General features: G+C 73.1%; 8 protein-coding genes. 5 read left to right on the forward strand and 3 right to left on the reverse strand.

What is annotated here, in order from left to right:
• The first annotated feature begins 13 nt into the window (after positions 1-13).
• From mqnE to AB0D10_RS07895, 3 genes are all read left to right on the forward strand, one after another.
• Positions 14-1177 carry an aminofutalosine synthase MqnE gene (gene mqnE, locus AB0D10_RS07885; RefSeq protein WP_360253038.1) on the forward strand — a complete coding sequence of 388 codons (1164 nt, stop codon included), beginning with the start codon at positions 14-16 and terminating at the stop codon, positions 1175-1177.
• A 128-nt stretch (positions 1178-1305) separates the two neighbouring features.
• On the forward strand, positions 1306-2607 hold the full coding sequence (locus AB0D10_RS07890; protein ID WP_360253041.1) for a L,D-transpeptidase family protein: 1302 nt from the start codon (positions 1306-1308) through the stop codon (positions 2605-2607).
• Between the two features lie 122 nt (positions 2608-2729).
• Positions 2730-3674 carry a beta-ketoacyl-ACP synthase III gene (locus AB0D10_RS07895; protein WP_360253044.1) on the forward strand — a complete coding sequence of 315 codons (945 nt, stop codon included), beginning with the start codon at positions 2730-2732 and terminating at the stop codon, positions 3672-3674.
• Between the two features lie 246 nt (positions 3675-3920).
• Here AB0D10_RS07895 and AB0D10_RS07900 read toward each other — a convergent pair whose 3' ends face one another.
• Positions 3921-4568, reverse strand: coding sequence for a TetR family transcriptional regulator (locus AB0D10_RS07900; protein ID WP_030055725.1), 648 nt, complete (start codon positions 4566-4568; stop codon positions 3921-3923).
• 438 nt (positions 4569-5006) lie between these two features.
• On the opposite strand from AB0D10_RS07900, the gene AB0D10_RS07905 reads away from it, so the two are divergent.
• Positions 5007-7391: a PQQ-binding-like beta-propeller repeat protein gene (locus AB0D10_RS07905; protein ID WP_360253047.1), complete on the forward strand. Its 2385-nt coding sequence runs from the start codon at positions 5007-5009 to the stop codon at positions 7389-7391.
• Between the two features lie 45 nt (positions 7392-7436).
• Here the strand turns inward: AB0D10_RS07905 and galE are convergent, their stop codons facing one another.
• Positions 7437-8423 carry a UDP-glucose 4-epimerase GalE gene (gene galE / locus AB0D10_RS07910; protein ID WP_360253050.1) on the reverse strand — a complete coding sequence of 329 codons (987 nt, stop codon included), beginning with the start codon at positions 8421-8423 and terminating at the stop codon, positions 7437-7439.
• A gap of 204 nt (positions 8424-8627) precedes the next feature.
• Between galE and AB0D10_RS07915 the strand changes: the two genes are divergently transcribed.
• Entirely contained in the window at positions 8628-9728 is a 1101-nt protein-coding gene (locus tag AB0D10_RS07915) for a trypsin-like peptidase domain-containing protein (protein WP_360253128.1), read from the forward strand.
• A 136-nt stretch (positions 9729-9864) separates the two neighbouring features.
• Here the strand turns inward: AB0D10_RS07915 and AB0D10_RS07920 are convergent, their stop codons facing one another.
• Positions 9865-11004 carry a sensor domain-containing protein gene (locus tag AB0D10_RS07920; protein WP_360253130.1) on the reverse strand — a complete coding sequence of 380 codons (1140 nt, stop codon included), beginning with the start codon at positions 11002-11004 and terminating at the stop codon, positions 9865-9867.
• Positions 11005-11093: the final 89 nt, after the last annotated feature.

An 11093-nucleotide genomic window follows, 5' to 3' on the forward strand; every position in this document is an offset into this window, starting at 1 on the left:
GGCGGGTCACCGCATGGACGCAGGGCTCAAGCGCGAGCTGGAGGCGAAGGTCTACGCGGGTGAGCGGCTGACCCGCGAGGACGGGATCGCGCTCTACGAGAGCGACGACCTGGCCTGGCTGGGCGGGCTGGCCCACCACGTGCGGACGCGGAAGAACGGCGACGTCGTCCACTTCAACGTCAACCGTCACCTCAACATGACCAACGTGTGCAGCGCGTCCTGCGCGTACTGCTCGTTCCAGCGCAAGCCGGGCGAGAAGGACGCCTACACGATGCGCATCGAGGAGGCCGTCCGCCTGGCCAAGGCCATGGAGGTCGAGTCCCTCACCGAGCTGCACATCGTCAACGGTCTGCACCCGACCCTGCCGTGGCGCTACTACCCGCGCTCGCTGCGGGAGCTGAAGGCGGCCCTGCCGAACGTCTCGCTGAAGGCCTTCACCGCCACCGAGATCCACTGGTTCGAGAAGATCAGCGGCCTGCCCGCCGACGAGATCCTGGACGAGCTGATCGACGCCGGCCTGGAGTCGCTGACCGGCGGCGGCGCGGAGATCTTCGACTGGGAGGTCCGCCAGCACATCGTCGACCACGACACCCACTGGGAGGACTGGTCGCGGATCCACCGCCTGGCGCACGAGAAGGGCCTCAAGACGCCGGCCACCATGCTGTACGGCCACATCGAGGAGCCCCGCCACCGGGTGGACCACGTGCTGCGGCTGCGCGAGCTGCAGGACGAGACCGGCGGTTTCCAGGTCTTCATCCCGCTGCGCTACCAGCACGACTTCCACGACTCCAAGGACGGCGTCGTGCGCAACAAGCTGATGGCCCGCACGGAGATGGCCACCGGCGCCGAGGCGCTGAAGACCTTCGCGGTCTCCCGGCTGCTCTTCGACAACGTCCCGCACGTCAAGGTCTTCTGGGTGATGCACGGCGTCGCCACCGCCCAGCTGGCGCTCAGCCACGGCGCGGACGACATGGACGGCTCGGTGGTCGAGTACAAGATCACCCACGACGCGGACAACTTCGGCACCCCGAACAAGCTCGGCCGCGACGACCTGCTCGGCCTGATCCGCGACGCCGGCTTCCGCCCGGTCGAGCGGAACACCCGCTACGAGATCATCCGCGAGTACGAGGGCCCGGACCCGATGCGCCGTGAGTCCCCGCAGGCGATGCGCCTCTGACCCGCCCTCCGACCTGCGCACTTCCCCGCCGCCCCGGCCGCCCCGCGGTCCGGGGCGGCGGTGCCTTCACGGCCTCCGCACGCGACCCGGGTTTACCAACGGGTGTGGCGTTTGGCAGGATCGACGGCATGTCCGGTTCTCATCGCGCCACCGAGTACCCGCCGTACGAGCCGATGCAGGAACCGGTGTACGGGGTGCCGCAGCAGTCGCACGAGGCGCCGTACGGCACCTACGAGCCGTACCCGCAGGCGTACCAGGAGCCGGTCGGGCAGGAGTACGGCGACGGGGTGTACCGGTCGTACGAGCAGCCCTACGCCCAGCCGTACGGGCAGTCCTACGAGCAGCCGTACGAGCAGTTCCCTGACGGGTACTCCGAGGCCCACGGCCACCCGTCCGCGCCGGAACCGGCCGGCTACGAGCCCGCCGTCCACGAGTCCACCGGCTACGAGTCCACCGGCTACGAGCCCGTCGGCTACGAGCCCGGTCCCGCCGTTTACGAGCCGGCCCCCGCGCCGCTCGCGCCCCTCGCCCCCGTCGTGCCGGTCGCCGTCCCCGTCGAGGGCGGCCGGGCAGCAGCCCGGGGCCGACGGCGCAAGGTGAAGCAGAAACGTCACGGCAAGGCCGTGATGGCCGGCACCGCCCTGCTGGTCGCGGCCGCCGCCGGCTGGTACACCGTCGGCCAGGACGAGGCCAAGCCCGGCCTCGCGGCCGCCGACGGCCCCGGCCCGGACGGCGTCAGCAAGCCCGACCAGCCCGCCCCCGCCGCCGTCCAGGCCGCCTCCGACCGGCAGGCCGCCGCCCCGGCCGCGGCCCGCGGCGAGGCCCGCCAGGACGCCTCGGTGGCCGCGATACCCGGCCTCGGTGCGACCTTCACCGCGAAGATCCCCGCCGGGACCAACCAGGTCCTGGTCGCCTCCGGCGCGGACAAGAACACCGACAAGAACACCGTCGTCCTCTGGACCCGCACCCCCGAGGGCCGCTGGCTGGCCGGCGAGACCTGGCAGGGCCACAACGGCAAGAACGGCTGGACCGCCGACCACAACGAGGGCGACCTGCGCAGCCCGATCGGCGTCTTCGGCCTCAGCGACGCCGGGGGCCGCCTGGCAGACCCGGGCAGCAAGCTCCCGTACGACAAGGACCCGAACTTCGTGGTCTCCGGCACGGGCTTCTTCGGCGACCAGCTGGCCGGCTCCTTCGACTACGTGGTCGCGATCAACTACAACCGCGTCGCCGGCAACTCCCCGCTCGACACGCGCCGCCCGATGGGCTCCAAGAAGGGCGGCGGCATCTGGCTCCACGTGGACCACGACGGGCCCACCCACGGCTGCGTGTCGATACCCGAGGACAAGATGGCCCAGCTGATCCGCACCCTGGACCCGGCGGCCCACCCGGTCATCGTGATGGGCGACACAGCTACCCTGGCCACCTGACCTCGGCATACGCGCGACCCAAGCCCCCCAACGCCCATTGTCGATCCCCTACAGATCATGAGCGCGGATCCTGTCGCCGGTCATGCCCCGCGGACCAGCGGGTAACCCGGTTCCATGGCAGCATGAGCGGTTCGCGCATTGTGGCACTCGGGCACTACCAGCCCCCCAAGGTCCTCAGCAACGACGACCTGGCGGCGCTCGTCGACACCGACGACGAGTGGATCCGAAGCCGGGTGGGCATCCGTACCCGGCACATCGCCGAGGGCGAGACCCTGGTCGACCTCGCCGCCGAGGCCGCGCAGAAGGCGCTCGCCAAGAGCGGCCGGACGGCGGAGGAGATCGACCTCGTCGTGGTCGCCACCTGCACCGCGATCGAGCGCAGTCCCAACACGGCCGCCGCGGTGGCCGCCCGGCTCGGCGTGCGTTCGCCCGCCGCGTACGACATCAACACGGTCTGTTCCGGCTTCTCGTACGCCCTGGCCACCGCCGACCACGCGATCCGGGCCGGCGCGGCCCGTCGTGCCCTGGTGATCGGCGCCGAGCGGATGTCCGACACCCTCGACTGGACCGACCGCTCCACCTGCGTGATCTTCGGCGACGGCGCGGGAGCCGCGGTGGTCGAGGCCCAGGAGGAGGGCGACGAGCCCGGCATCGGCCCGGTGGTCTGGGGCTCCGAGCCGGAGAAGGGCGACGCCGTGGTGATCACCGGCTGGGACCCGGTGATCAGCCAGCAGGGCCAGTCGGTGTTCCGCTGGGCCACCACCCAGCTCGCCCCGCTCGCCCGGCAGGCCTGCGAGCGGGCCGGGATCGACCCGGCCGAGCTGAAGGGCTTCGTCCCGCACCAGGCCAACCTGCGGATCATCGACGCGATCGCCAAGAAGCTGGGCCTCGGCGACGCCGTGGTGGCCCGGGACGTGGTCGAGTCCGGCAACACCTCGGCCGCCTCCATCCCGCTCGCCTTCTCCAAGCTGGTCGAGCGCGGCGAGCTGTCGCCCGGGGACCCGGTCCTGCTCTTCGGCTTCGGCGGTGGCCTGGCGTACGCCGGCCAGGTCGTGCGCTGCCCCTAGTCGTGTGCTGACCCTGGTCGTGCGCTGCCCGTAGCCCGGGTGAGGGCGGTTCCGGGGCCCGGAAGGCCCCGAGAAGGACGAATGCCGGTGGGCGGGCACCCCTGCGAGGGGTGCCCGCCCACCGGCATGTCTGGCGCGCGTGCGGTACGTCGGCGGACCTCCCCCGAGGACACGGCCGCCGTCCGTCGTTCCCCGGACAGGAGGCCGGGGCTGCGCGCGGAGCGGATGGTGGGGTGGGTGGTAGGTCTACTTGGGCGGCTTCTTGCCGGTGACGCCCAGGTACACCAGGGGAGCGAGGTTGGGCTTGAGGTCCTTGACCTTGACGCCCCAGGAAGTGAAGGCCTTCTGGTGCTCGGCCGCCGAAGCGAGCAGCGAGACCAGGGCCCCGGCCACGGCGTTCGGGTCGAGCGACTTGTCGGCCTGACCCTTCGCCTGGAGTTCCTTGACGGCTTCCGCGAGTGGCTTGGCGACCGCGTTGAGGACCGTCATGCGGATCTTGAAGAACCGCTTGTCCCCTTCGGCGGCACCGAGCGTGACCACTCGGAGAATGGCGTCGTTCTTGCGCCAGAAGGCGAGGAATCCGTCGACCAGTTCTTCCGAAGTGGTCGGTCCGGACTTCCCTGCCCAGGACTTTCCGGCCACCAGCTCTTTGAGGGTGTCGGCGTCCTTGGCCATTTCCTCGGCGATTTCGAGGACTGCGCCCTCGACATCCGGGAAGTACTGGTAGAAGGTCGCGGGGGAGGTACCCGCCATACGGGCGACGTCGATGACCTTGACGTCCCGATAGGGCGACGTGCTGAGCATCTCGCGGAGGCAGTCGAGCAGCTTCTGCCGCGTCTCCTGTCCGCGTCGCCCGGCGACGCGACCGTCGACGGTGCGAACTTGTCCTGTCATGCCGTCAGCTTACCGTGGCACGATCTTGGCGCGATTCGGTGATGCGACTATTACTCCGCACGGGGGTTGGTATAGCGGCATCATCCGCTTCGGACGGATATTCACGGGCCCCTGTTGAAGCCCCCCCGTGTGCTTTTGATCTCACAGCGTGACGGCGAGTTCGCTGAGGGGTGGTCGGGTGACGGAGTGTGACGATGTGGGGTGGGTCCGGGACCATCCCGAAGAGGACGGTCCGGCCCGCAGATGCAAGCCGGGGCCGGAGCGGGCGTCAGAATCCGGCCGTTCCGTTCCCGCTGACCCGGGAGCGCTCCCGGGGCCCTCCCGGGACGGTCGCGCGGTGCTCTCCGGGCGGGGGAGGTTGGAGATGCGCCGGGCGGCATTGGAGAATCGGGGCCAGCACCACGCGGCGGGTGCGGACAACGGGGAGGTGGCAGCGGAGTGGACCAGCTGACGGCGCACGATCCGAGGCGGATCGGGCCCTTCGAGGTGCTGGGGCGGCTCGGCGCGGGCGGGATGGGCCTGGTCTACCTGGCGCGGTCCGCGTCCGGGCGACGGGTGGCCATCAAGACCGTCCGGGGGGAGCTGGCCGAGGACGAGCTGTTCCGGGTCCGCTTCGCGCGGGAGATCGCGGCCGCCAAGACGGTCGGCGGCTTCTACACGGCGGCGGTGGTGGACGCCGACGCGGACGCGCGGGTGCCCTGGCTGGCGACGGCCTACATCCCGGCGCCCTCGCTGGAGGACCTGGTCGAGGACTGCGGCCCGCTGCCGGTGGATGCCACCCGCTGGCTGGTCGCCGGCATAGCGGAGGCCCTGCAGTCGATCCACGCGGCCGGGCTGATCCACCGCGACCTCAAGCCCTCCAACGTCCTGGTGGTCGAGGACGGCCCGAAGGTGATCGACTTCGGCATCGCGGCGGGGGTCTCCAACACCCGGCTCACCATGACCAACGTCGCGGTCGGCACCCCCGCCTACATGTCCCCCGAGCAGGCCCGGGACAGCCGGACCGTCCGGGGCGCCAGCGACGTCTTCTCGCTCGGCTCCCTGATGGTCTTCTGTGCCACCGGACACCCGCCCTACCGGGGCTCCAACCCGGTCGAGACGGTGTTCCAGCTGCTGCGCGAGGAGCCGGACCTGACCGGCATGCCGCCCGAGCTGATGGACCTGGTCCGGGCCTGCATGCAGCAGGCGGCCGAGCACCGGCCCACCCCGGCGCAGATCCAGGCCGAGCTGGCCCCGCACCTCTTCTCCCGGGACGACGCCTCCGGCGAGGCCGGGGACTGGCTTCCGGCCAACGCGCTGGAGCTGATCGAGCGCAAGCGCGGCCGCCGGTCCGCGGCTGCGCGCCCGCCGCAGGGCCCGGCCGCCCCGCCGCAGCCGCCCCCGCAGCCGTACGCGGCCCCGCCGCACCCGCAGGTCCCCCCGCAGGCCCACGGGCCCGCCGACCCGCGCACCGACGCGGCCGGCCGGCACCTGCCGCCGCCCGCCGGGCCGGTGCACACCGCGCCGCCGTCCGGGGCCGAGATCCCGACCGCGAAGATCGCCTCCCCGAACAAGCACCGCGCGCCCACCGGCGGCGGCGGCGCCGTCGAGGTGCAGCTGTCCGGCGCCTCGGTGCGGATAGGCCCGGGGCCGCGGGCCGAGCACGAGCAGCCCGGACCGAGCACCGCCCCGGCCACGACCGACTGGGTCCGCCGGACGGCCCCCACGCCGCCGCCGCAGCCGGCCCCGGCGGCCCGCTGGCGCCCCTGGCGGTTCCGGATGTCCAACGACGTCTGGGGCACCCCGGTGGTCGCCGACGGCACGCTCTTCATCTCCAGCTTCGAGGTGCACGCGCTGGACATCGGCTCCGGCGAGCGCCGCTACAAGACCCGGGACGTCGCCTGGGCGCTCGCGGTGGACGCCGGCCGGGTGCACGCCGCCGACGGCCCGCACCTGTACACCGTGGACGCCGCGGACGGCACCGAGCGCTGGCGCACCACGCTGGACGGCTGGGTCTACTCGCTCTCCGCCGCCGACGGCGTGCTCTGCTCCGGCATCAGGGGAGGCGGTGTCCAGCTGCGCTCGGCGGCCAACGGCGCCGAGCTGTGGCGCGCCGACGACGCCCAGCAGGACTACGAGAACCCGCAGTCCGGTCCGGTCCTGGTGGGCGGCGCGGCCTACTACTACGGCGCCGGGCGGCTGCGCTGCGTCGACCCGCGCGGTGCGGGCCTGCGCTGGTCCTTCCCGGTCGGCGAGGACGTGCCCTCGCACCCGGTCGAGCGCGGCGGCGTGCTGTACGTCACGGCCGGCACCCGGGTGTACGCGCTGGACGCGGCCAGCGGGGTCGAGCGCTGGCGCTTCGAGGCACCGGTGGTGCTGTTCACCCCGCCCGCCCTCGACGCCGACGCGGTCTACGTGGCCGACTACCTGGGAACGGTCTACGCGCTGGACGCCGCCACCGGCCTGGACCGCTGGCGCGGGGTCACCGGCAGCCGCCAGGGCGCCGAGCCGGTGGTCGTCGCGGACGGCATGGTGCTGGTCGGCAGCGGCGAGGTGCTGTACGCCTTCGAGGCGGCGACCGGCCGGGAGCGCTGGCGCTACACGGCGCGCGGCGAGATCGTCGGCTCGCCGGCGGTGGCCGACGGGCTGGTGCACCTGGGCAGCCGGGACCACTCGCTGCACACCCTGGACCTGGTGAGCGGTCAGCTGCGCTGGGAGCTCGGCACCAAGGGCGAGCTCACCGGCTCGCCGGTGGCGGTCGGCGGGCGGGTCTTCGTCGGCTCCAAGGACCGCTGCGTGTACGCGCTGGACGCCTTCTACGGCACCGCGGTGCCCGCCCGCTGAGTCCCGTCGGCGGCGGGGCGCAGGCCCCGCCGCCGCACCGGGCCGTCAGGCCCTGCGGGCGCCCGGGTGGCGGGCGCACCAGCCCTCCCACGCGGAGGCGACCATCTCCGCCACGCCGTGGCGCGCGCTCCAGCCCAGCTCGCGGTGGATCAGGTCGGCTGAGGCCACCACCCGGGCGGGGTCGCCGGGGCGGCGCGGGGTCACCTCGGCGGTGGTGTCGTAGCCGGTGACCTCGCCGATCACCGCCAGCATCTCCTGGACGCTGACGCCCTCGCCGCGGCCGATGTTGAGCACCAGCGAGGTGTCCCCGGCCGGGTCGGCGGCCAGCCGCGCGGCGGCGGCCACGTGCGCCGAGGCGATGTCGGAGACGTGGATGAAGTCGCGCACGCAGGTGCCGTCCGGCGTCGGGTAGTCGCCGCCGAAGACCCGCGGGGCCAGGCCGGCGGTGAGCCGCTCGAAGACCATCGGGATCAGGTTGAACACCCCGGCGTCGGAGAGCTCGGGGGAGGCGGCGCCGGCCACGTTGAAGTAGCGCAGGGCCACGGTGGACATGCCGTGGGCCTTCCCGGCCGCGGCGACCAGCCATTCGCCGGCCAGCTTGGTCTCGCCGTACGGGCTCATCGGGGCGCAGGGGGTGGACTCGGTGACCAGGTCGACGTCCGGCATGCCGTAGACGGCGGCGGAGGAGGAGAACAGGAAGCGCTTGACCCCGCCCTCGGCGGCGGCCTCCAGGACGGTCTGCAGGCCGATCATGTTCTCGCGGTAGTACAGGAACGGCTGCTCGACGGACTCGCCGACCTGCTTCTTGGCGGCGAAGTGCAGGACGCCCTCGACGCCGTGCTCGCGGATCGCGGCGTCCAGGACGGCGCGGTCCAGGGTCGAGCCCCCGACCAGCGGGACGCCGTCCGGCAGGCGGGACGCGTCGCCGGTGCTCAGGTCGTCCAGGACGACGACGCGCTCACCGGCGTCGAGCAGCTGACGGACGACGTGCCCGCCGATGTATCCGGCACCGCCGGTGATCAACCAAGTCATGCGGCGAATCCTAGGTGTCGGCCTCGATCGGCTCTGCGGGCGAGTCCGGCCAGCGAACCGGACAAAACGGTGAAATGCTGACAAAGATGTGCGTGCTCTCATGCCCGGGCCCTCGCGGCACGGTGACGGATCGGAGGCAGCCAGGTGAGCCGTCAGAAGGAACACGCCCGCCCGCGGCCGACCGGACCCAGGCCGACCGGGCCCGTGACGGTGCTCGCGCGGCTGCTCCTGCCGGTCGCGCTGGTCGCCGTGCCGGCCCTGGCCGGGTGCAGCAGCGGCTCGTCCTCCTCCGCCTCCTCGACGCCCCCGCACGCCTCCGGCTCCTCCCCCTCCGCCACCAAGCCGGCGGCCTCCTCCACCCCTGGGCAGAGCGGGAACCAGCTCCAGGACGCGTACCAGAAGGTGATCGCCGACGTGCTGCCCTCGGTGGTGCAGATCGTCACCGGCGACAGCCTCGGCTCCGGGATCGTCTACGACGACAAGGGCGACATCGTCACCAACGCCCACGTGGTCGGCTCCGCGACCACGTTCACCGTCACCCTCGCCAACAGCACCAAGGCGCTCGACGCCGGCCTGGTCGGCAGCTACCCCGACTCCGACCTCGCGGTGATCCGGCTGAACAGCCCGCCGAGCGCCGTCAAGCCCGCGACCTTCGGCGACTCCGGCAAGGTCCGGCTCGGCCAGATCACCCTCGCCATGGGCAGCCCGCTCGGGCTCGCTGGCAGCGTCACCCAGGGCATCGTCTCGGCCACCGGGCGGACCGTCTCCGAGCCCCAGGGCGGCGGCTCACCGGGCGCCACCATCGCCAACATGGTGCAGACCTCGGCCGCGATCAACCCGGGCAACAGCGGCGGCGCGCTGGCCAACCTGGACAGCCAGGTGATCGGCATCAACACGCTCGCCGCCACCGAGCCCCAGACCAACGGCGCGGCCGCCCCAGGCATCGGCTTCGCCATCCCGTCGTCCACCATCACCAGCATCGCCGACCAGCTGATCAAGCAGGGCAAGGTCACCAACTCCGGCCGGGCCGCCCTCGGCATCACCGCGCGGACCAGCTTCGACCAGCAGTTCCAGCCGGCCGGCGCGGTGATCGTGGCGGTCAGCCCGGGCGGTGCGGCCGCCGCGGCGGGGCTGCAGCCCGGCGACGTCATCACCAAGATCGGCGACACCCCGGTCGACTCGCTGAACGCGCTCACCACCTCGCTCGCCTCGCTCGCCCCCGGCAGCACGACCACCGTCACCTACACCCGGGACGGCAACACCCAGACCGCCGACGTCACCCTCGGCACCCTGCAGTCCCCCTAGCCGCCCCCGGCCCCGGTACGGCGCCACCGGCCGCACGCCGTGCAAGGGTTCCGCGGACCGGCCGCCGTACCGCCTCGGCGCCGGGCCCCCGTCACTGCCTCGACGGGGGCCCGGCGCCTTCGTGTGCGTCCGGCGGTCAGCGGCGGGCCGCGCGGGTGCGCCAGGGCAGCTCGACGGTGACGGTGGTCGGGCCGCCCTCCGGGCTGTCCACCAGGAAGACCCCGTCCACCGCGCGGATCCGCTCCGCCAGCCCGGCCAGGCCGCTGCCCGGGTAGGGCGCCGCCCCGCCCTTGCCGTCGTCCTGGACCAGCACCATCAGCTGGTCGTCCGAGCGCCAGACGTCGACCGCGGCGGTGCGGGCGCCGGCGTGCTTGGAGACGTTGGTCAGCAACTCGCTGACGGTGAAGTAGGCGATGCCCTCGACCGCCGAGTCCGGGCGCTCGGGCTCGCCGTCCCGGCCGGACAGGTCGACGTTCACCTTGACGCCGCCGGGGACGGTGCAGCGGGCCGCGACCGCGGACAGCGCCGCGTCCAGACCGCGGTCGGTGAGCACCGCCGGGTGGATGCCGCGGGCGAGGTCGCGCAGCTCCTGCAGGGCCAGCTTCACCTCGCCGTGCGCGTTGTCGACCATCTTCGCGGCGGCCGCCATGTCCGCCTCGCTCTCCACCTCGCGCAGCCGCTCCTTCGCCATGCCGAGGTCCATCGCCAGCGCGACCAGCCGGGCCTGGGCGCCGTCGTGCAGGTCGCGCTCGATCCGGCGCAGGTCCGCGGCGGCGGTGTCGACCACGGTGCCGCGGTCGTCCTCCAGCTCGCGCACCCGCTCGGCGAGGGCACCCGGGAAGAGCAGCGTCTCGACCAGGATCCGGTCGACCGCGGCCATGCCGCGGATCACCCACGGCAGCAGCGGCCACAGCACCAGGACCGAGACCAGGGTCAGGGTGAAGCTGAGGATGCCCCAGGGCAGCATCAGCACGTTGTAGAGCGCCGTGCGCCAGTTCAGCAGGTCGGTGAGGTGCGCGATGGTGAAGCCGACCGTGCCCGGGCGGCGCGGGCGCACCGGCTCCGGCTCCTCGATCCGTGAGCCGTGGGCCGACCGCGCCCGGCGGCGGCCCTGGGCGCCGAGGAACCGCTGGGCGGCCAGTCCGGCGGCCAGCAGCGGCAGGCCGACCACGGTCACGGACAGCCCCAGGCCGACCGAGAGCGAGACGATCGCGAGGACGAAGCCGGCGATGCCGAGCGGCAGGTTCAGCAGCAGGTGCCCGGCCTGGCGCCACATCCGGGCGCCGTACAGGGGTGGGCGCTCCGTCCGGGCGTCCTGCTCCTCGGTGGCGTCCACGGCGCGGCGGTGCAGCGGCTTCATCCGGA

This window comes from Kitasatospora sp. NPDC048545, from assembly GCF_040651155.1.
Lineage (GTDB): Bacteria > Actinomycetota > Actinomycetes > Streptomycetales > Streptomycetaceae > Kitasatospora.

Coding starts and splice junctions, on each gene's coding strand:
- mqnE (WP_360253038.1), top strand. CDS start 14: ATGGACGCAGGGCTCAAGCGCGAGCTGGAGGCGAAGGTCTACGCGGGT.
- AB0D10_RS07890 (WP_360253041.1), top strand. CDS start 1,306: ATGTCCGGTTCTCATCGCGCCACCGAGTACCCGCCGTACGAGCCGATG.
- AB0D10_RS07895 (WP_360253044.1), top strand. CDS start 2,730: ATGAGCGGTTCGCGCATTGTGGCACTCGGGCACTACCAGCCCCCCAAG.
- AB0D10_RS07900 (WP_030055725.1), bottom strand. CDS start 4,568: ATGACAGGACAAGTTCGCACCGTCGACGGTCGCGTCGCCGGGCGACGC.
- galE (WP_360253050.1), bottom strand. CDS start 8,423: ATGACTTGGTTGATCACCGGCGGTGCCGGATACATCGGCGGGCACGTC.
- AB0D10_RS07920 (WP_360253130.1), bottom strand. CDS start 11,004: ATGTGGCGCCAGGCCGGGCACCTGCTGCTGAACCTGCCGCTCGGCATC.